The sequence below is a fragment of the Kitasatospora sp. NPDC047058 genome (assembly GCF_040643935.1).
Lineage (GTDB): Bacteria > Actinomycetota > Actinomycetes > Streptomycetales > Streptomycetaceae > Kitasatospora.
In genome coordinates this window covers 1-19,947 of the sequence record NZ_JBEYVJ010000127.1, presented here as the reverse complement: position 1 = coordinate 19,947, position 19,947 = coordinate 1, and the positions used below count along the sequence as shown (strand labels likewise).

Here is a 19,947-nt window from a genome sequence, read left to right as displayed (position 1 = left end):
GGGGTTCGTCGCGGCCCCGGCGCAGCAGCGGGATCCAGACCTCGGGCTCGCCGTCGGCGTCGGCGTCGGTGCGGGTCTGCGGGCCCATGCCGGCTGAGGCCCGTCGGATGGTCGTCCCCGTTGCCGCCGAGGTCGTCCCGGTCGTCCTGCTGCGCTGCCGTCATGCCCGCCCCTGAGTTCCCTTGGTGGCCCGGTGGTCATCCGGTGACCGCCCGCCCGGCCGTCGTCCGGTGACCGCCCGGCCGTCGTCCGGCCGGTTTCTCTCCCCCGGTCGGGCCGAGCGTACGGAGCGCCCGGTTCGGGCTCCGGGCGCCACCGCGCGATCTTCGCTCGAACGAGTGAATCCCGCCCGGCTCCGCGGTGGGCTCACGGCTCGGGACCGATCACCGCCGCCGGTCCCCCGGCGATCCCGCCCGGACGGACCCGCGGACGACCAGGCGGACCAAGCCGCAGACGAACCGCGGACCAAGCCGCAGACGAACCGGCGGACGAACCGGCCCGGACGGTACCCGAACGGACGAACCCCCACGGGCGCGTCACCCGGACGAGCGGTTCATCCGGACGGACCGGCCGGGCCGGAAATACGGCGGGCCCGCCCGCGGCTGTGGTGATCGAAGACCGCCAACGAGGAACGACACCGGCATCGGGCCGGTCGGGAGGTGCAGGGCGCCATGGGCGACGAGCAGGGGACCGGGGCCGGGCAGGAGTACCGCATCGAGCACGATTCGATGGGCGAGGTGCGGGTGCCCGCCGCGGCGAAGTGGCAGGCGCAGACGCAGCGGGCGGTGGAGAACTTCCCGGTGTCCGGCCAGCGGCTGGAGCGCGCGCACATCGCGGCGCTGGCCCGGATCAAGGCGGCGGCCGCCCGGGTGAACGCCCGGCTCGGGGTCCTGGACGACGAGACCGCCGCGGCGATCGCACGCGCCGCCGAGGAGGTCGCACAGGGCCGCTGGGACGCCGAGTTCCCGGTCGACGTGTTCCAGACCGGCTCGGGCACCTCGTCCAACATGAACACCAACGAGGTGATCGCGACGCTGGCCGGCGAACGGCTGGGCCGGGCCGTCCACCCCAACGACCACGTCAACGCGAGCCAGTCCTCCAACGACGTGTTCCCGTCCTCGATCCACATCGCCGCCACCGCCGCCGTCACCGACGACCTGATCCCGGCGCTGGAGCACCTGGCGGAGTCGCTGGAGCGCAAGGCGGCGGAGTTCGCCCACGTGGTGAAGTCGGGCCGGACGCACCTGATGGACGCCACCCCGGTGACCCTCGGCCAGGAGTTCGCCGGGTACGCGGCGCAGGTCCGGCACGGACGGGAGCGGCTGCTGGCGACCCTCCCCCGGGTCGCCGAACTGCCGCTCGGCGGCACGGCGGTGGGCACCGGCATCAACACCCCGCCCGGGTTCTCCGCGGCCGTGATCGAGGAGCTCGCCCGGACCACCGACCTGCCGCTGACCGAGGCCCGCGACCACTTCGAGGCCCAGGGCGCGCGGGACGGCCTGGTGGAGCTGAGCGGCCAGCTGCGCACCATCGCGGTCGGCTTCACCAAGATTGCCAACGACCTGCGCTGGATGGGCTCGGGCCCGCGGACCGGCCTCGGCGAGATCAACCTGCCGGACCTCCAGCCGGGCTCGTCGATCATGCCCGGCAAGGTCAACCCGGTGCTGCCCGAGGTGGTGCTGATGGTCGCGGCGCAGGTGATGGGGAACGACGCCACCGTGACGGTCGCAGGCGCGAGCGGCAACTTCGAGCTGAACGTGATGCTCCCGGTGATCGCGCGCAACCTGCTGGAGTCGGTGCGGCTGCTCGCCAACAGTGCCCGGCTGCTGGCCGACCGGACGGTGGACGGCATCACCGCCAACGTCGAACGGGCCCGGGAGTACGCGGAGTCCTCGCCGTCGGTGGTCACCCCGCTGAACCGGTACATCGGGTACGAGGAGGCCGCCAAGGTCGCCAAGCAGGCCCTGGCGGAGCGCAAGACCATCCGTCAGGTGGTTCTGGAGCGCGGGTACCTGGAGCAGGGGCGGCTCACCCAGGAGCAGCTGGACGAGGCACTGGACGTGCTGCGGATGACCCGGCCGTAGCGCCCGGCCCCGCCCGGGGCGGCACCCGCCGGCCGGGACGTGCACCGGAAGCGGGCCGGGGCGGACACCCGAGCCCATCCGGACGTGCACCGGGGCGCGGAGGGCGGCCTCGCCGCTCCGCGCCCCGGTTTCGGGCTGTTCCTGGGCGTCGCCCCGGAACGTCAGCCCTTGGCCCGGCCTGCCCGGCCGCGCCGCATCGACGCTCCGTTCGACGTCATGGTGGCCATGGAGATCGCGGCGAGCCCCAGCAGGAACATCACGCCGCCCGCGATCAGGCAGGTGACGATGTTCTTGCCGCGGTCCACCTCTCCGGAAACCACCCAGGGGGAGATGATCGTCCACGCGCCGAGCAGGGTTGCCGCCCATGCCCGTGCGTGGGTGCGCTCGTATGCCGAGCCGTAACCGGCCATCAGCAGGCAGTAGGCGAGGCCGACGATCAGGCAGGTGACGGTCAGCGTGCTGAACGCGGTGAAGCCGACGATCCACGGCGAGGCCGCCAGGAACAGGCCGGCGAGAACGGCCAGGGCCTCGACGGCCTGGGCCCGCGGCGTCAGGGTGAGCCGCTCGTACTGCTCCCGGAGTTCGACGATGTCCGGATGGTGCTCCATGCCCATCGGGATCTGGGTAGACACCGATACCACCTCCTAGGTCTGGAACATGGAGGGCGCAAGCCCAGTACCATTCTGGCGCCGATCTGCCGTTTTGCACCTTTTTGTCATGGAAGCTACCCTGCCCGCCCGCCACCCGCCGGGCACGTGGCGAGCCGGGCGACGGAGCCGGTCGGCAGGCCGGGCACGAAGCCGAGTGGCGGGCCCCGCACGGGGCCGGGCGACGGGCCGGGCGGTGAGCTGCGTCTCACCCCGGCCGGGCACCCTTGCCTATGCAACTCGTTGCATAGCAGGATGCGGGTCATGGCACTGGAGCACGCGATCCTCGTCTCACTGCTGGAGCAGCCCGGCTCCGGCTACGAGCTGGCGCGGCGGTTCGACCGCTCCATCGGGCGCTTCTGGACCGCCACCCACCAGCAGATCTACCGGGTGCTGCGGCGGATGGAGGCGGACGGCTGGATCTCCGCCGAGGAGGTCGCCCAGGACGGGCGGCCGGACAAGAAGGTGTACTCGGCCGCCGCGCCGGGCCGCGCCGCACTGGCCGGCTGGCTGCGCGAACCGGTCGAACCGGAGACCGTCCGGCACGAACTGGCGGTCAAGATCCGCGCCGCCGCCTTCGACGACCCGGCCGCGCTGATCTCCGAGGTCGAGCGCCACCGCGAGAGCCACGCCGCCCTGCTCGCCCGCTACCTGCACGGCGAGCAGCGGGACTTCCCCGACCCCGGCACGCTCGACCCCCGGCAGCAGCTGCAGCACGTGGTGCTGCGCGGGGGCATCGAGTACGAGCGGATGACCCTCGCCTGGCTGGACGACGTGCTCGCCACCCTGCACCGCCTCGCCCGCTGACGCCCCGCGCTCCGCACTCCGTGCCCCGTGCCGCCCGGCGGCCGACGCCCGGCAGCCAAGGCCGGGCGCCCGGTGCCGGCGCCCGACCCGCACCGCCCGCCCCACGCGTTCGACCCGGCCGACGACGACCGGCACCGGAACCGACACCGGAACCAGAACCGGAACCGGAACCGGAACCGGCGCCGAACGACGACGACCGACCCTTCCGACACCCTCGACCCCCGGGAGCCCGTGATGCTCTTCAACCCGCGTACGTACGACCCCGCACAGTTCGACGAGCCGACCCGCCGACTGCTGCGCGCGACCGTGGACTGGTTCGAGTCCCGCGGCAAGAAGGCGCTGATCGACACCTACATCGACCGCACCTGGTACGCCGACTTCCTCGAATTCGCCGCTAAGGAAGGCCTGTTCGCGGAGTTCCTGACCCCGTCCTCGGCCGACCCGGCCAAGCGCTGGGACACCGCCCGGATCGCCGAGCTGAACGAGATCCTCGGCTTCTACGGCCTCGGCTACTGGTACACCTGGCAGGTCACCATCCTCGGCCTCGGCCCGGTCTGGCAGAGCGAGAACGAGGCCGTCCGCGCCCGTGCCGCCCAGCTCCTGACGGAGGGTCACGTGATGGCGTTCGGGCTCTCCGAGCGCAGCCACGGCGCCGACATCTACTCGACGGACATGATCCTCACCCCGGACGGCGAGGGCGGCTTCACCGCCACCGGCCCCAAGTACTACATCGGCAACGGCAACGTCGCCGGCCTGGTCTCGGTGTTCGGCCGCCGCTCGGACGTCGAGGGCCCGGACGGCTACGTGTTCTTCGCCGCCGACAGCCGGCACGAGGCGTACCACCTGGTCAAGAACGTGGTGAACGCGCAGATGTACGTCAGCGAGTTCCGCCTGGAGGACTACCCGGTGCGCGCCGAGGACGTGCTGCACACCGGCAAGGCCGCCTTCGACGCCGCGCTGAACACCGTGAACGTCGGCAAGTTCAACCTGTGCACGGCCTCGGTCGGCATCTGCGAGCACGCCATGTACGAGGCGGTCACGCACGCCCACAACCGGGTGCTGTACGGCAAGAAGGTCACCGACTTCCCGCACGTGCGCCGGGAGCTGACCGACGCCTACGCCCGCCTGGTGGCGATGAAGCTGTTCGCCGACCGCTCGGTGGACTACTTCCGCACCGCCTCGCCCGAGGACCGCCGCTACCTGCTCTTCAACCCGATGACCAAGATGAAGGTCACCACCGAGGGCGAGAAGGTCATCGACCTGATGTGGGACGTCATCGCGGCCAAGGGCTTCGAGGCGGACACCTACTTCGACAAGGCCGCGAAGGACATCCGCGGCCTGCCGAAGCTGGAGGGCACAGTCCACGTCAACCTGGCGCTGATCCTCAAGTTCATGGCCAATTACCTGTTCAACCCGGACGACTACGCGCCCGTGCCGACCCGGCTGGACGCGGCCGACGACGAGTTCCTGTTCCGCCAGGGCCCGGCCCGCGGCCTCGGCGCGATCCGCTTCCACGACTGGCGCACCGCGTACGACGCGCACGCGCACGTCCCGAACGTCGCCCGGTTCCGCGAGCAGGCCGACGGCTTCTGCGAGCTGCTGCTCAGCCACGCGCCCAGCGCCGAGCAGCAGGCCGACCTGGACTTCCTGCTGGAGATCGGCCAGCTGTTCGCGCTGGTCGTCTACGGCCAGCTGGTGCTGGAGCAGGCCGAGCTGACCGGCCTGGAGACGGACGTCCTGGACCAGATCTTCGACGCCCTGGTGCGGGACTTCTCCGCGCACGCCACCGAGCTGCACGGCAAGGCCTCCACGACCGAGGAGCAGGCCGCCTGGGCGCTGGCGCACGTCCGCCGCCCGGTCGCGGACGGCGAGCGCGCGGCGAAGGTGTGGGCCCGGGTCGAGGCGCTCTCCGGCGCGTACGAGATGCAGCCGTAACGGCGGGTCCTGCGGGAGGGGGGTGCCGACGGCGGCCGGCACCCCCCTCGTCCCTTTTCCCGGGGCTCTTCCGGTCCCTCCCGGGATCCGGGCACCCGCGTGTTCTCAGAAGGTGAGCTTCCAGCTGTCGACGTAGCCGGTGTCCTGCGATGCCACGTCCTGGACCTTGAGCTTCCAGGTGCCGTTGGCGGGCACCGCGGAGGCGTCGACGGTGTAGGTGGCCTGGACGTTGTCCGCCGAGTCGTTCCCGCTGGAGTTCTTCAGCCGGAAGGTGGTGCCGTTCGGCGCGACCAGGTCGACCACCAGGTCGCCGCGCCAGGTGTGCTTGATGTCGACGCCGACCTGGAGGGCGGCGGGGGCGTTGCCGGTCCGGCCGGTCACGGCGAGGTCGGAGGTCACCGCCGGGCCGTTGTCGGGGATCTGCACGTCGGTGGTGCTCTCGAAGACGGTGCCGCCGGGCGGCGTGGTGTCGCCGGCCGACAGGGTCCAGACCGCGTAGGCGATGGCGTCGCTCATCCGGTCCAGCGCGGTGTCGTTGATGTTGGCGCTGGTGTCGCAGGAGGAGTGGTAGCAGCGGTCGAAGGCCTGGCCCGCCGTCCCGCCCCACTTGGCCGCCTGGGCACTGGTCTTGGTGTAGTCGGCGCCGCTGAACAGGCCGCCCACCCGGATGCCGGCGTTCTGGAACGGGGCGTGGTCGGACCGGCCGTCGCCCTCGAAGTCCTGCTCGGTGCTGATGCCGAGGCCGGCGAAGTAGTCGCGGAACAGGGCGTCCAGCGCGCTGTCGTAGCGGTAGGTGAAGTAGCCCGGGTTGGGGGAGCCGATCATGTCGAAGTTCAGGTAGGTCTCGATCTTCGAACGCTCGCTGCCGGCCAGGCTGTTGACGTAGTTCTTGGAGCCGACCATGCCGTACTCCTCGGCGCCCCACCAGCCGAACCGCAGGTGCTTGGCGGGCTTGAGGCCGGCGCGGGAGACGGCCAGCGCGGTCTCCAGGATCCCGGCCGAACCGGAGCCGTTGTCGTTGATGCCCGGGCCGCCGGTGACGGAGTCCAGGTGGGCGCCGGCCATCACGACGTGCGAGGTGTCGCCGCCGGGCCAGTCGGCGATCAGGTTGTAGCCGGTGGAGCCGTTGTAACTGAAGGTCTGCAGCGTGGTGGTGAAGCCCGCCGCGTCCAACTTGCCCTTCACGTAGTCGATCGAGGCCTTGTAACCGGCCCGGCCGTGGGCGCGGTTGCCGCCGTTGGCGGTGGCGATCGACTGGAGTTGGGCCAGGTGCGCCTTGACGTTGGCGACCGGGATGTCGGGGGCGGCGGTGACGCCGGCGGGCGCGGGGGCCGCGAGGGCGCCGGGCGCGGGGGCAGCAGGTGCGGGGGCCGCGAGGGCGGCGGGGGTCACGGCCGCGGTGAACAGGGCGGCGGCGAGGGTGACGACCGCCCCGGTCGGCAGGGCGGATCGGCGCAGGCGGGATCGCCGCGAGGCACGCTCGGTCAAGAGAAGCTCCGGTTTCTGGTGGGGCAGAACGGAAGCGTGGGACCTCGCGGACGACGCCGGGTCAGCGGCCGAGCAGGGCAGGGGTCGTACAGGGCTCCGGACGGAGTAGGGGTCCGTTCGGAAACCGGGTCGCGCCGCGAAGTTGACGCGACCATGATGATTGAGCGAAGCCGGGGCGCCGTCAAGGGGGCCGCGGCAGACGGCCGACGGCGAACAACTGACAGCTGACAGATTTCATCATCTGTTATCTGTCAGCCGAACTCCGTCATCCGTCCCCGCATCCGCCGACCCCCCAGGCCGGACCGCCCGCTTCGGACACGACCGGTGCACGCGGCAGCACCGCCCGGACGAGCGCGCCGCCCTCGTGGTTGACGGCGGTGAAGCCGCCGCCCAACTCCTCGGCCCGCTCGGCCATCGAGCGCAGGCCGAGCCCCGGGCCGGCCCAGCGGTCGGCGTCCGTCTCCCGGGCCGGCCACACACCGCCGGCATCCGCGCCGCCGCTATCCGCACCGGCGGCGGCCGGGTCCCGGAAGCCCCGGCCGTCGTCGCGGGCCTCGACCACCACCTCGTCCGGGCGGACGCGCAGCGACAGCGTGGCCCCGGTGGCACCCGAGTGGCGCAGCACGTTGTTCAACGCCTCACCGCTGATCCGCAGCACCGCCACCTCGACGGCGGCGGGCAGCGCGGGCGGCGGGTCCGGATCGAGCACCAGGGCGATCCGGACGCGGTCCCCGTCCAGCCCAACGACGAGCCGGCGCAGCGCCCCCGCCAGCCCGTCCCGGGCCAGCGCGGCGGGCGCCAGCCCCTCGGTGATCCTGCGCAGCTCGACGATCGCCTGCCCGATCCCGGCCGACACCACCCGCAGTGACCGGGCCGCCGGCGAGTCCTCGGGGACGGCGGCACGCGCGGTGTCGACGCCGAGCCGCAGCCCGGAGAGGGTGGGGCCGAGCCCGTCGTGCAGGTCGTGCCGCAGCCGCCGGCGTTCCTCCTCCCGGGCCAGGACGATCTGCCGCCGCCCGGCCTGGAGTTCCTCGTAGAGGCGCAGCGAGGCGATGGCGGGCGCGGCCTGGTCGGCGAGGAAGCGCAGCACCTCGTGGTCCTGGGCGTCCAGGACGGGTTGGCCGGCGCGCGGCGGAGCGTACAGGTCGCCGATCACGGCGCCCTCGTAGCTGAGCGGGAAGACCTGGCTGCCGGGGCCGACGACGCCGGCGGAGGCGACTTCGTGCGGGCCGTTGCGGGTGTGCAGGACGACCCGGGCGCCGGGCAGGCCGAGGGCCTTGACCACGGTGTCGCAGAGCAGCGGCGGGGCGTCCGCCGGGCTGACCGCACGGCTGAGCCGTTCGGCGAGTTCGCGCACCACCTGGTACGGGCGGGCGCGGTCGCCGTAGTAGAACCGGTCCACGGCGCGCAGCACCCAGCGGGTGGTGGGGCCGAGCAGTCCGCCGATGGCGAGGGCGCCGGCGGCGAGGAGCTGGGCGTCGGCGGTGCTGGACTTCGGCAGCGCGCGGCGCATCAGCAGTGCGATGCCGAGGTAGCCGGCGATCAGCAGCGCGGTGAGGGCGAGGGCGCTGAGCATCCGGCGGGTGGCGCGGTCGAGGTAGCGGGAGCGGTCGCGGGTGAAGGCGTAGCCGACCGCCCCGAGCATCCAGAGCGCCGAGCCGGTGAAGTAGGCGACGGCGGCGACGCTCTCCGAACCGCCCAGCCGAAGCGCGAGGTTGGTGGTGAGCAGCCAGATCAGGTAGGGGACGAGCACCGCCGCGACGGCGCGGTGCGGCCGGGGCGAGCGCCGCCACCGCACGGCGGCCACCGTCAGGTTGACCACGACGAGCGCCCAGGAGACCAGGGTGACGTGCCATTCGTCGAGCGGCAGCCCCTCCCCCTGCGGGACCAGGACGTCCCCGAAGTACGGCAGCGGCACGCCGAGCCGCACCACGCAGGCGTGGCAGGCGCTCCACACGGCGGTCGCGCCGATGTAGAGCCGTCCCCAGCCCGCGGGCAGGCGCCCCTCGGGCAGCCAGAGCGGCAGGGCGACGGCGAGGAAGATGAACAGGGTGACCGAGGCGAGCAGGACGGCTGCACCCACCGCCTCCACCACCGGTCCGGCGCCCATCGACGCGGCGGCGAGCAGGCCGAAGCGGGAGAGGCAGCCGCCGAGGCCGGCGGCGAGCATGGCCACGCCGAGGCTGCGGCCGGCCGGGCGGGGCCGGACGTCCGGCGGGGCGAGGGCGGGGGCGGGGGCAGCGCCGGGGGCGGCACCTATGACGGCACCTACGGCGCCGGCCCGGCCGGGGTCGGGTTCGTCCGGTCCCGCGCGGTGGGCGAGGATCAGCAGTCCGGAGAGCGCGAAGCCGAAGCCGAGCAGCACCGTCTCGCCGTCGTGGAGGAAGAACGGCTCGGCCCAGGCGGCGTCCTGGTGGGTCAGGGCGAGCAGCACCCAGCCGAGCCCGCTGAGCAGCGTCAGACCGCAGGCCGCGTAGGCCCAGGCCAGCCCGGCCTGCCGGGCGGCGGCGAGGCGGCCGCGCCCCGGGTATGCGCGGACCGCCGTGGCCGCACCCGCTGAGGTGGGCGGCGTCGGCGGTGTGGCCGGTGCGGCTGTGACCGGATCGCTCATGCGGGCCTCCTCCTCCGGTTCCGGCCTGCGGCGGACGGCCCTGTCGCGGTTCAGCTGTCCCCGAGGCCCATGTCGCGGGCCCGGGCGACCGCCTCCGCGCGGGTCGCCACGTGCAGCTTCTCGAAGATGTGGGTGACGTGGTTGCGGACCGTCTTCTCCGCCACCACCAGCTCCCGGGCGATCCGCCGGTTGTCCAGCCCGCGCGCCACCAGGTCCAGGACCTCCGCCTCCCGGGCGGTGAGCGCGGGGAACAGCTGCCCGGCCTCGCGCACCCGGGCGCCCGCCAGCAGCGCGGTGATCCGGCCGGCCACGTCGGCGCCGAACACCGCACCGCCCGCCGCGACCGTCCGCACGGCGTGCAGCACCTCCTCCCGGCCCGCGCCCTTGACCAGGTAGCCGCGCGCGCCGGCCTGGAGCGCGGCGAGCAGGCTGCCGTCGTCGTCGGCCATGGTCAGCATCAGCACCGGCGGGGCGGGCGGCTGCGCGGCGAGCCGGCGGGCGGCCTCCAGCCCGGAGCCGTCCGGCAGCGAGAGGTCCATCACCACCACGTCCGGACCGGACCGGGCGACCGCGTCCGGCACCTCCGCGACGCGCTCGGCCTCGGCCACCACGGCGATGCCCTCGGCGCTTTCCAGCGCGGCCTTGAGGCCTTCCCGGAACAGCGGGTGGTCGTCGACGATCAGCACACGGACGGGTAGGGCGTCCTGCGGTTCTTCATCCACACGGCCGACACTACCAGCGACACGCGAGTTACTTTCTGTAACATGCCCGGGCCGTGCAGCCGCCCGGCGCCGGGCGCCCGCGTCGGGCCCGGAAGTCACCGCCCGCATTCGCCCCGCCTTCGCCCCGCCATCGCCCCGCCATCACCCCGCCATCCGGGTCACCTGCCTCATGCGCCTGGGACCACGGGCCGCCCAGACTGTGAACAGTGCCCGGCGACCGGCCGCCGGCGGACCACACCCCCCTACACACGCGCTAGCCGGTTGCGAGGCGGTGCCATGACCACCCTGACCTTTCCCCGCAGGGGAACGCCCGCCACGCCGCGGCCGGACGCCGCACGCACCCGCGACCGGCGCCAACTCACGGCGGCCGCAGCCGTCGCCTCCCTGTGCCTCGCCCTCGCCACCCTCTGGAGCTGCTACGTCCTCGCCCATCTGGGCGACCCGGGGATCGCCGATCCACGGGACCAGCTGATCGTCCTGGTGTACGCCCTGCCGTTCGCCGCGGCCGGCATGCTGCTGCACGCGCACCGGCCCGGCATTCCGCTCGGTTGGGTGATGCTGGTCTACGCGCTCGCCGCCATCCTTCCCAAGGCGGCGAGCGCCCCGGTGTTCGTCGAGGTCGGCAATCCCACGATCGTGGCCGTGACCGCCGCACTCAAAGGCGTCTGCGACACCGTCCGCGAGACGCTCTTCTTCGTCCTGCCGCTGTGGCTCCCGTCCGGGCGCCTCACCGACCGGCGGTGGTGGATCTACATCTCCGCGGTCGCCTTCTGGCAGGTCAGGACCAACCTGTCGTACGTGGGTGAGCCCGAGCTGTTCCACCGGCCCAACCCGCTGGCGGACACCCCGCCCGGAAGGTCGCTGCTGTCGCTCTACCACCACCTCGGCAGCTACGCCGAACCGGCGTTCTACCTCCTGCTCGCGATCCCGGCGACCGTCCTGCTGGCCCGGCTGCTGCGCGCGGCACCACGGCACCGGCTGCACCTCGGGTTCATGCTGGGCGCCTACCTGCTCTGGGCCGGCGTCCAGGAGGTCTACAGCCGGTACGAGTCCACCGACGCCTACTGGCTGGTCTACTGGCTGTTCGCCGCGGCCAACCTGGTCTGGGCGGTGGCCGTCACCCACCTGGTCGTCAAGGACGGCGGCTGGCGGCTCGACCGCGCCGCCCGCCGGATCCTCAGCGGACTCCTCCTCGCCACCGGCCTGACCATGCTGTTCGTGGTGTTCGCCGCCGTGCTGTCCGACTGGCTGGTGCCGGGGCGCGGTGCCGCGGCACTGCTGCTGATCGCCCTCGTCTTCGTGCTGGGCACCGGCCTGTCGCGCGCCGCCCGGTGGGCCGTCGGCCTCGTCGACCGGCTCTACTACGGCGAGCGCGCCCAGCCGTACCAGGTGCTGCGCACGCTGGCCGGACGAGTACGGCAGGTGGTCGACCCCGAACGGCTGCCGGACGCGCTGTGCGCGACGGTCGCGGAGGAACTGCGCCTGCCCGGGGTCGCCCTGACCGTCAGCACCCGGGCGGGGCTCCGTCCGCTGGCTTCCGTCGGACGGCTGAACGGGCGCCGGCAGTCCTTCGCGCTGGTCCACCACGGCGGCACGATCGGCGAGCTGACCGTCGGCCTGCGCGAGGGCGAGGCCGAACTGGACGACAGCGACGTCGACATCCTCCGCTCGCTCGCCGACCAGGCCTCCCCCGCCGTCGCCTCGCTGCGCCTGCAGGAGGACCTGCAGGCCAGCCGGGAGCAGATCGTCGCCGCGCGGGAGGAGGAGCGGCGCTGGCTGCGCCGGGACATCCACGACGGCCTCGGGCCCGCCCTGGCCGGACTCCGCCTGCGGGTCGACAACGCGGGCAGCACCCTGGACGCCGGGGCCCCGCTCACGGACACCCTGCACAGCATCTCGGGCGACCTCGCGACGGCCATCAAGGAGGTCCGGCGGATCACCGACCGGCTCGGGCCCGCGTCCCTCGGCGAGTTCGGCCTGACCCGGGCGATCGAGCAACTCGGCGCCACGTTCAACGGCATGGGGCTGACCGTCACCACCGAGGTGACGCCGGAGCCGCTGCCGAACCTGCCCGCAGCGGTCGAGGTGGCCGCCTACCGGATCACCGCCGAGGCGCTGAACAACGTGCTGCGGCACGCCCGCGCCACCGCGGCCGAGGTGCGCGTGCGGGTGGAGGACAAGGCGCTGATGCTCACCGTCCAGGACAACGGGATCGGCTGCCGGGCTCAGGACCCGGGGGCGGCTCCGGGGACGCCGGGCACGGTCGGTCCGGACGGCGGTGCCGGCGGGCTCGGCGGTGCGGCAAGCCCGGCCGGTACGGGCGGCGCTGCCGGTGCGAACGGCCCTGCCCGTACGGACGGCGGTCCGGCCGCTGCCGGTACCGGTGCCGGTGAGAGGCCTGCGGGGAGCGGGGTCGGGCTGCGGTCGATGGCGGACCGGGCCGCCGAGCTCGGAGGCAGCTTCACGATCGGCCCGTTGGAGCACGGCACCCGGGTGCTCGCGGTGCTGCCGCGCTACCCCTCGCAGGGCTGACGACTTCCTGCAGCGAGGCTGCAGAACGCGGGCCCGGGCCATGGCGGCCCGGGCCCGCACGCGTCCGCCCCCGGCACCGTGGGTGGTGTCGGGGGCGGAGGCGGTGTGGGAACGGGGATCGCGGTTCAACTGTGGCAGTTGTGTTCGCCGGCGTCGCACTCCATGGTGCTGATCGGCGGCTTCCCCGCGGCCGGCCCGCCGGACGCGGAGCCGGCGGCAGGGGTACCGGTGGCAGGGGTGCCGGTGGTCTTGCCACCGAACACGTCGGCAACGGCGCACTTGAGGGCCATCCCGGCTGCGGTGACGCCGGCCAGCAGGGACGCCAGACGGAACGCCTTGGTAACTGTGCTGGTTGTCATGAGGATTGCTCCAGATCTTCCGAGTGGTCGAGCGATCGGCCGCTCATTCATCACTGTGCGCGGGACACCCGCCCGGGCACATGGGTCCGCCGTCCCGTTCCGGTCCCAAAGCGGGAGCGGAAGCCGAGACGGCGGATGTTTCTGCAGCTCAGAGCCGGTCTGAGCGAATCAGGTCGGAGCGGGTCGGGTCGGGTCGGAGCGGGTCGGGGCCGGGCCGGGCCGGGCCGGAGCGAGTCGGAGCGGGGCCGGGTCAGGTCGGGCTCAGGGCAGGAGCAGGACGGGCTTCACCACCTCGCCCGCCCGGGCCGCCTCGGCCGCCTCCTCGATCGCTGCGAACGGGTAGGTGCGCACCAGCCGGTCCACGGGCAGCCGTCCCGCGCGGAACAGGCCGACCAGCGCCGGCAGGAACCGTTCCGGCACGCTCGCGCCCTGGTTCACGCCGACGATCCTGGGCGCCCGGGCGAGCAGCCCGGGGACGTCCAGGGCCACCTCGCTGCCGGCCGCCGGGGCGCCGACCACCCCGCACGTACCACCGACCGCCAGCGCGTCCACCGCCTGTCGCAGCGCACGGACGCTCCCGCTGGTCTCCAGCGCGTGGTCGGCGCCCCGGCCACCGGTGAGGGCGGCCACCGCCGCCACCGGATCCTGCGTCCCGGCGTCCACCACCTCCGTGGCGCCGAGTTCGCGGGCCAGGGCGAGCCGGGCCGGCCGCAGGTCGACCGCCACGATCCGGGCGGCCGGGGTGAGCCGGGCGGCGAGGACCGCGGCCAGGCCGACCGCGCCGGCGCCGAACACCACGACGGTGTCGCCCGGTCGGGGCCTCAGCACGTGGAACACCGCGCCCGCGCCGGTCTGCACGCCGCAGCCGAACGGGGCCAGCAGCTCGAAGGGCGTGTCCCCGGCCCGTACCGGCACCGCGTTGCGCTCGGTCGCCAGTGCGTGGGTCGCGAAGGCGGACTGGCCGAAGAAGTGCCCGTTCAGCGGGGCGTTCGTGCGGCTCCCGCCGTCGTCCACGGGTCCGTGGCCCGTTCCGTACACGGTGGCGCTGCCGTCCAGCCGCCGTCCGCCGAACAGGTTGAGGGCGGCCCAGTGGTCGCAGCGCACCGGCCGCCCGGTCCGGCAGGACGGGCAGGCGCCGCAGGAGGCGAAGGTCAGCACCACCGTGTCGCCGGGGCGCACCCGGGTCACGGCGCTGCCGACCGCCTCCACCGTGCCCGCGCCCTCGTGACCGAGGACGGCGGGCAGCGGGGCCGGGGTCCGTCCGGCGCGCACGCTCAGGTCGGTGTGGCAGATCCCGACGGCCCGGATCCGGACCAGCACCTCGTCCGGTCGCGGCTCGTCCAGCCGGACGGTCTCCAGCCGGAACGGCCCCCCGGCCTCGCGGACCACCGCTGCGGTGGCCTCAACCACGCCCGCCCTCCCCGGCGCTGCCCTCGGACCAGGGCCCGTCCGGCGCGAACAGCCGGTCGGCGGTGGCGCGTTCGTAGGGCATGCCGACCGGCATGGCGAGCACCTCCAGCTGGAGGCCCCACGGAGTGCGGAAGTAGACCCAGCGGTCGCCGTCGATCGGGCCGCCGTCCGCGATGGTCTGCGGCTCGCCCAGCACCTGGACCCCGGGCTGCGCGCGCAGGTAGGCGACGGCCCGGTCGACGTCCTCGACGGCGATGGCCAGGTGATGGCCTCCCCAGTCGCTGTTGGCGGGCAGCTCGCGACGCTGGCCCGGGGCGGTGTACTGGAACAGCTCCAGGTTGGTCACCGGACCGAGCCGCAGCATCGCGATGTACGCCACCGCATCGCGGTGGACGCCGAGTTGGCGGGTCATCCAGTCGCCGCCGGACGGATCGGCGACCGGGCCGAGCCGGTAGAGCAGCCGGGCGCCGAGGACGTCGGCGAAGAAGGCGACGGCCTGGTCGAGGTCGGGGACGGTGTACGCGACGTGGTGGACGGCGTGGGCCCCGGGGATGCCGGTCATCGTGTGCTCTCCTCTCAAAGCCACGGGGTGGCTCGGGTGTTGCCGGCCTGGGCGTTGGCGGCTGGGGTGTCGTGGGTACGGGCGTCGGCGGCGTGAGGGCCGGGGTGCGCACTGTGCTGCCGCGCGGGCTGCTCGTGTGCGGCGTCGCGTTGGTTGGCGATGGCGCTCATCAGGCTGAGGCCGCCGTCGACGGTGAGCGAGATGCCCGTGGTGTAGGCGGCGTCCGGGCCGGTGAGGTGAACGATCGCGGCGGCGACCTCGGCCGCCCGGCCGGGCCGGCCCACCGGGATGGCGGGCCTTGCCAGTTGAGCCGCGTCACCGTCGTCCGGGACACCGTTCATCCGGGTGGCCGTCTCGCCCGGGCTGACCGCGTTGACGGTGATCCCGTACGGCGCCAGTTCGAGGGCGAGCACCTTGGTCAGCTCGCCCAGCCCGCCCTTGGCCGCGCAGTACGCGGCTCCGCCGAGGATCGGCGTGAACTCGTGGACCGAGGTGACGTTCACGATCCGCCCGCCCCGGCCCTGGCGGACCATCCGGCGGGCGGCCGCCTGTGCACAGGCGAACGGACCGGTGAGGTCCACCGTGAGGATCCGCTCCCAGTCCGCCAGCGACTCGGCGAGCACCGGTGAACGCCGGTTGATCCCGGCACAGTTGACCAGGATGTCGAGGCCGCCGAGGTGGACGGCGGCCCCGTCCACGGCGCGGGCGGCCGCCGCCGGGTCGGCCAGGTCCAGCGGCAGCAGCATGGTCCGTCCGCCGGCCAGCGCCGCCGTCCGGCGGGCGGCGGCGCGGTCGGTGCGGTAGCCGATCGCCACCGTGTGGCCGGCCCGGGCCAGCGCGATGGCGGTGGCCCGGCCGATGCCGGAGCTCGCGCCGGTGACGACCGCCACCGACGGCCGCCCCGGACCCGCGGCCTCCGTCGCTGCGGCGTCCGTCGCGTTCACCGGGCCGCCTCCTCGCTGCTCGGGTGGACCTGGTAGCCGGCCCGCGCCAGGCTCGGCGCGCCGAGGTAGCCGTACAGGGCGGTCGTCGGCCGGCCCGGCGAGGTCCGGAAGCCGTGCCACTCCCCCGCCGGGACGAACACCAGGTCGCCCGCGCGGACCACCACCTCTCCGGCGGCGGTGAGATGCCGGCCGCCGCCCGCGAGGACCAGGAAGAACTCGTCCGCGTCCGGGTGCCGGTGCAGGTCGTGGCTGCCGTCGGGGGCGAAGGCCGAGGACGCGACGGTGACCCGCCGGGCGCCCACCGTCTCCTCGGTGGCCAGCCAGTGGACGTCCATCCCGGCCGAACCGCCGATGGCCGCACCGCCCTCCCCCGGGCGGACGTCGGGCTGCTCCGTCGGCCCCGGGGCCGGGGTTGGAGCCGGGGCTGGGGCTGGGGCCGGAGCGGCGGCAGGAGCCGGGGTTGGGGCCGGGGGCAGCGGTACCGGCAGTGGGCGCAGCGCCGGCCCCGGTCCGGCCGACGGGCGCGGCCGGATGGTCAGCACGGCCGCCGGTGCGCCGGGCAGTGCGGTGAGTCCGCAGGCGCTGCCCGGCGGGTGGTAGAGGCCTTCGCCGGGTCCGAGGATCCGGCCGGCCGAACGGATCCGGCCGGACAGCACCACGGTCACCGACTCGGCCACCCGGGAGGGGTGTTGCTCCACGCGTATGCCGGGCGGCAGGGTCTCGACGGTGAGCCCGCCGCGGGCCGACGGCAGGTGGTACGGGTCGATCAGCCGCCGGAATGCCGGGGCCGTACGCGGCACGGCCGCGGGGACGAGGATCACGTCGTTCCTCCTTGGAGGGTGGGATGTTGGGGGTCGGCGGGTCCGCTGCTGTTGCCGGTGCCAGTGCCGATGTCGGCGCCGATGTCAGTGCCGATGTCAGTGCCGATGTCAGTGCCGGTGCGGCTGCCGTCGTGCCCGAAGTCGAGCAGGATCTTGGGCGGGCCGCTGCGGCCTGCGGCGAGCAGCCGGAACGCGTCCGGCCCCTCGGCCGGCGGTAGGACGGTGGCGATCAGCGGTTCCGCCGCCAGCACGCCGTCACGGAACAGGCGGAGGGTCCGGTCGTAGTGGTCCAGGCCGTGCTGGACCCCGATCACCTCCAGCCCGCGCAGGGTCAGGTCGCCGGGGACGAAGCCCTCGGCCGGTGCACCGGCCACGCCGATCAGGGCGAGCCGGCCGCCCGGCTCCAGCAGGTCCAGGCCGAGGCCGAACGCGCTTGCCGCGCCGGAGGCTTCGACCACCAGCGAGTAGTGGCCGCGTCCGGCCTGCGCCTGTTCGGGGGTCAGCACGCGCCGGGCGCCGCAACGCCGGGCGAGCTCGCGGCCGGCCGGGTCGATCCCGACGGCATCCACCGATTCGGCGAGCCGGGAGGCGAGTTGGACCGCCAGCAGGCCGATGGTGCCGGTGCCGATGACGGCCACCCGGTCGTCGAGCCGACACCGGGCCCGGTCCAGGCCGCCGACGACGGTGACCGCCGGTTCGACCAACACGGCCTCCCGGTCGGGTACTTCGTCGGGGACCCGGGAGAGCGCGCGCTCCGGCAGGCCCACGTACTCGGCGGCGGCGCCCTGGCGGCCGTATAGACCGACCTCGGTGAGCCGTTCGCAGAGCGCGCGACGGCTGCGCCGGCACATCCGGCAGAGTCCGCAGTGCACCATCGTCTGGCCCACCACACGATCGCCGGGCGTGAACTCGGTGACTTCGCTGCCGACTTCGGCCACCGTCCCGCACCACTCGTGGCCCGGGACCAGCGGATATCCGGCGCGGCCGTCGCGCAGGTAGGAGGCGGTGCCGTGGAAGAGTTCCAGGTCGGTGCCGCAGAGGCCGACCAGGGAGGTGCGGACCGTCACCCCGTCCGGCCCGGGTGCCGCCGGACGGGGCACCCGGGCCAGGGCGACGCGGTGCGGCGCCTCGAACCGCAGGGCGGTCATGGTGCGGGCGTTGTTCCCGGGACTGCCCGGGGAGTCGGTCGGATGGGTGTTCGGGGAGGTGTTCACGGGCGGGTCCGTCGTTCGGCGCGGCGGCGGGCCAGGGCCTGCCTGGTCGCGGTGGTGCGGCGGGGTGCGGCCAGGGTGAGGCAGAGCAGTTCGGCACCGAGCGGTCCGGCGTCCAAATGGAGCGGGACGGCCCGGCGGGCGAGCAGCACGTCGCCGTCGACCGCCAGGTGGTCCGGCTCGCCGGTGCTCCGGCCGACCAGGAGCGAGCCGCGCAGGACGTAGAGGACGGTCTCGGCCTCGGTCTGCCCGGGCATGACGTGCTGGGCGCCGGGGCTCAGCCGCAGGTGGTCGAAGGATTCGCAGGCGCTGGCGAGCATCGACCGGCGCGCCAGGCAGCGCAGCCGGACCCGCTCGCCGTGCGGGCCGAGGATGACGGCTGCGGCGGCCGAGGCGGTGGTGACGATCATCGGGGCTCGCCTCCTTGGGGGCGTTCGGGATTGTCGGGGTGGTCGGCGCGGTCCGGAGTCTCGGGAGTGTCGGCGGCTTCGCCGGCGGCGGCGGCGTCCTCGGGCGCGCCGGGACCGGCCGGGTGGGCGGTGACGGCGAGGACCGCGTGGAAGTACTCCAGGCCGGCCGTACCGGCGCTCAGGACGGTCCGGGCGCCGAGCGGCAGGGTCAGCGCGGTGCCCTCGACCAGCGGGATCCCGGCATCGGGACCTTCCTGCTCGTCACTGTCGGGAGCGCTGGCGGTGCCCGAGCCGGCGGTGACGTAGAGGGCGTGCTCGACGCCTTCGGCGACGACCTCGATCTCGTGGTCCGGGTCGAGCCACTGCAGTCCGACCACGCGCAGCGGACCGGTCAGGTACCGGCTCGGGTCGACGGCGCCGCGCCGGCGGAGGTCGGTGATGACGGTGCCCGTCATGACGGGACTCCTTCTGGTCTGCGGCGGTCCGTGCCGGTCCGCCTCTGACCACTACGGTGTGGCGCCCGTCGTCCCGGCCACACGGGGAGCCGGTCCCGTCCCGTTCCCGCCTGCCGCCCGAGCCGCGCCCACCCCGTCGGCCCGGCCGGTCGGGACACCGGGACGCCGGGGCCGGCGCGGGTCGGCCGAGGTCAGCTGGGGCGGCCGACGGTGGCGGGCACGGGCTCCGCGGCCGGGCCGCGGCTGTGCGGGACGCCGGTCCGGCCCAGGCTCTCGGCGGCCGCCCGGAGCATGGCGGCATCGACCCGGGTGAGCAGGCGGCCCCGGCTGCAGTGCGGCCGCCCGAGGCCGCCGAGCAGGAGCAGGCCGGGGTCTGCGGCGGCGGCGAGGGTGGCGGCCAGGGCGCGGGTGTCGGTCCCGTCCGGCAGGGCGGTCGCCGAACCGTTGCGGGCCAGCAGCTCGCGGTGCGCCCACAGGGCGGTGCCGTCCAGCAGGCCGAGTTGGGCGGCGGTGCGGGCGGCGAGGAGCAGTCCCAAGGCCGCGGCGTCACCGGGCGCGAGCGCGGGGGTGATGCCGGTGTCCGTGCTGCTCTGCACCGCGCCGGCGAGGCTGCGCCCGTAGCCGAGCGCGAGGGCCGGGCCGGCCTCGAACGGGTCGAAGCAGACCAGCGCGGCCCGGGCGTCGGCGCAGAGGGCGACGCAGGCGGCGAGGGCCTGCGGGGTGTAACCGGCCGTCGGACGCAGGATCCTGGCGAGCGCCTCGTACTGCGCCGGGCAGACGGCGAGGACGTGGCGGATGACCTCGACCATGCCCGCCCGGGTCTCCACGGCGGGACGGGCGGCCAGCAGGTCGCTGCGGACCCAGACCAGCGCGGGCGCGGTCCGGGCCTCCGCGGCGGCCCGGGGCCTCGCCGTTGATGCGGAACTCGAACGAGTGGCCGCGGACCTCC

17 protein-coding genes are annotated in these 19,947 nt (G+C 74.4%); 4 read left to right on the top strand and 13 right to left on the bottom strand.

The features are described from left to right. The first annotated feature begins 671 nt into the window (after positions 1–671). Positions 672–2,084 (top strand): class II fumarate hydratase, encoded by a 1,413-nt coding sequence (locus tag ABZ885_RS20185; protein WP_360190120.1) that lies wholly within the window; start codon positions 672–674, stop codon positions 2,082–2,084. 161 nt (positions 2,085–2,245) lie between these two features. Here ABZ885_RS20185 and ABZ885_RS20180 read toward each other — a convergent pair whose 3' ends face one another. Beyond that, positions 2,246–2,716, bottom strand: coding sequence for an SPW repeat protein (locus tag ABZ885_RS20180; protein ID WP_360190117.1), 471 nt, complete (start codon positions 2,714–2,716; stop codon positions 2,246–2,248). A 279-nt stretch (positions 2,717–2,995) separates the two neighbouring features. Between ABZ885_RS20180 and ABZ885_RS20175 the strand changes: the two genes are divergently transcribed. Both ABZ885_RS20175 and ABZ885_RS20170 read left to right on the top strand, forming a co-directional pair. Next, complete coding sequence (locus tag ABZ885_RS20175; RefSeq protein WP_360190115.1) at positions 2,996–3,538, top strand: PadR family transcriptional regulator; 543 nt, start codon at positions 2,996–2,998, stop codon at positions 3,536–3,538. A gap of 234 nt (positions 3,539–3,772) precedes the next feature. After that, positions 3,773–5,473, top strand: a complete 1,701-nt coding sequence (locus ABZ885_RS20170; protein ID WP_360190112.1) for an acyl-CoA dehydrogenase family protein — start codon at positions 3,773–3,775, stop codon at positions 5,471–5,473. Between the two features lie 105 nt (positions 5,474–5,578). Here ABZ885_RS20170 and ABZ885_RS20165 read toward each other — a convergent pair whose 3' ends face one another. The 3 genes from ABZ885_RS20165 to ABZ885_RS20155 form a co-directional block, all read right to left on the bottom strand. Then, positions 5,579–6,916 carry a M28 family metallopeptidase gene (locus ABZ885_RS20165; RefSeq protein ID WP_360190123.1) on the bottom strand — a complete coding sequence of 446 codons (1,338 nt, stop codon included), beginning with the start codon at positions 6,914–6,916 and terminating at the stop codon, positions 5,579–5,581. A 310-nt stretch (positions 6,917–7,226) separates the two neighbouring features. Then, entirely contained in the window at positions 7,227–9,572 is a 2,346-nt protein-coding gene (locus tag ABZ885_RS20160) for a histidine kinase (RefSeq protein WP_360190109.1), read from the bottom strand. Positions 9,573–9,622: 50 nt separating this feature from the next. Then, positions 9,623–10,294 carry a response regulator transcription factor gene (locus ABZ885_RS20155; protein ID WP_360190106.1) on the bottom strand — a complete coding sequence of 224 codons (672 nt, stop codon included), beginning with the start codon at positions 10,292–10,294 and terminating at the stop codon, positions 9,623–9,625. A gap of 276 nt (positions 10,295–10,570) precedes the next feature. Here ABZ885_RS20155 and ABZ885_RS20150 point away from each other — a divergent pair, with 276 nt between their 5' ends. Further along, on the top strand, positions 10,571–12,826 hold the full coding sequence (locus tag ABZ885_RS20150) for an ATP-binding protein (RefSeq protein WP_360190103.1): 2,256 nt from the start codon (positions 10,571–10,573) through the stop codon (positions 12,824–12,826). A 125-nt stretch (positions 12,827–12,951) separates the two neighbouring features. Here the strand turns inward: ABZ885_RS20150 and ABZ885_RS20145 are convergent, their stop codons facing one another. From ABZ885_RS20145 to ABZ885_RS20105, 9 genes are all read right to left on the bottom strand, one after another. Beyond that, on the bottom strand, positions 12,952–13,185 hold the full coding sequence (locus ABZ885_RS20145; RefSeq protein WP_360190100.1) for a hypothetical protein: 234 nt from the start codon (positions 13,183–13,185) through the stop codon (positions 12,952–12,954). Positions 13,186–13,446: 261 nt separating this feature from the next. Next, a complete protein-coding gene (locus ABZ885_RS20140) occupies positions 13,447–14,595 on the bottom strand; it encodes an NAD(P)-dependent alcohol dehydrogenase (protein ID WP_360190097.1) in 1,149 nt (382 codons plus the stop codon). Beyond that, positions 14,588–15,157, bottom strand: coding sequence for a VOC family protein (locus ABZ885_RS20135; RefSeq protein ID WP_360190094.1), 570 nt, complete (start codon positions 15,155–15,157; stop codon positions 14,588–14,590). Before ABZ885_RS20135 ends, ABZ885_RS20140 begins: the two co-directional genes overlap by 8 nt. A 14-nt stretch (positions 15,158–15,171) precedes the next feature. Further along, positions 15,172–16,101: an SDR family oxidoreductase gene (locus ABZ885_RS20130; RefSeq protein ID WP_360190091.1), complete on the bottom strand. Its 930-nt coding sequence runs from the start codon at positions 16,099–16,101 to the stop codon at positions 15,172–15,174. Then, positions 16,098–16,922 (bottom strand): cupin domain-containing protein, encoded by an 825-nt coding sequence (locus ABZ885_RS20125; protein ID WP_360190089.1) that lies wholly within the window; start codon positions 16,920–16,922, stop codon positions 16,098–16,100. The genes ABZ885_RS20130 and ABZ885_RS20125 overlap by 4 nt, the downstream gene beginning before the upstream one ends. Continuing rightward, the gene (locus ABZ885_RS20120; RefSeq protein ID WP_360190086.1) at positions 16,919–18,136 is read right to left on the bottom strand and encodes an alcohol dehydrogenase catalytic domain-containing protein; all 1,218 of its coding nucleotides are present in this window, start codon (positions 18,134–18,136) and stop codon (positions 16,919–16,921) included. Before ABZ885_RS20120 ends, ABZ885_RS20125 begins: the two co-directional genes overlap by 4 nt. Then, a complete protein-coding gene (locus tag ABZ885_RS20115) occupies positions 18,133–18,543 on the bottom strand; it encodes a hypothetical protein (RefSeq protein ID WP_360190083.1) in 411 nt (136 codons plus the stop codon). The genes ABZ885_RS20120 and ABZ885_RS20115 overlap by 4 nt, the downstream gene beginning before the upstream one ends. Further along, entirely contained in the window at positions 18,540–18,998 is a 459-nt protein-coding gene (locus ABZ885_RS20110) for a hypothetical protein (RefSeq protein WP_360190081.1), read from the bottom strand. Before ABZ885_RS20110 ends, ABZ885_RS20115 begins: the two co-directional genes overlap by 4 nt. A 191-nt stretch (positions 18,999–19,189) precedes the next feature. Beyond that, positions 19,190–19,947, bottom strand: a 758-nt coding sequence (locus ABZ885_RS20105; RefSeq protein WP_360190078.1) for a hypothetical protein, incomplete at its 5' end; no start/stop codon positions are given.

Bases quoted from the DNA above. Each gene is read 5' to 3' on its own strand.
- ABZ885_RS20135 (WP_360190094.1), bottom strand. From the start codon at position 15,157: ATGACCGGCATCCCCGGGGCCCACGCCGTCCACCACGTCGCGTACACC.
- ABZ885_RS20115 (WP_360190083.1), bottom strand. From the start codon at position 18,543: ATGATCGTCACCACCGCCTCGGCCGCCGCAGCCGTCATCCTCGGCCCG.
- ABZ885_RS20170 (WP_360190112.1), top strand. From the start codon at position 3,773: ATGCTCTTCAACCCGCGTACGTACGACCCCGCACAGTTCGACGAGCCG.
- ABZ885_RS20110 (WP_360190081.1), bottom strand. From the start codon at position 18,998: ATGACGGGCACCGTCATCACCGACCTCCGCCGGCGCGGCGCCGTCGAC.
- ABZ885_RS20150 (WP_360190103.1), top strand. From the start codon at position 10,571: ATGACCACCCTGACCTTTCCCCGCAGGGGAACGCCCGCCACGCCGCGG.
- ABZ885_RS20145 (WP_360190100.1), bottom strand. From the start codon at position 13,185: ATGACAACCAGCACAGTTACCAAGGCGTTCCGTCTGGCGTCCCTGCTG.
- ABZ885_RS20160 (WP_360190109.1), bottom strand. From the start codon at position 9,572: ATGAGCGATCCGGTCACAGCCGCACCGGCCACACCGCCGACGCCGCCC.
- ABZ885_RS20185 (WP_360190120.1), top strand. From the start codon at position 672: ATGGGCGACGAGCAGGGGACCGGGGCCGGGCAGGAGTACCGCATCGAG.
- ABZ885_RS20175 (WP_360190115.1), top strand. From the start codon at position 2,996: ATGGCACTGGAGCACGCGATCCTCGTCTCACTGCTGGAGCAGCCCGGC.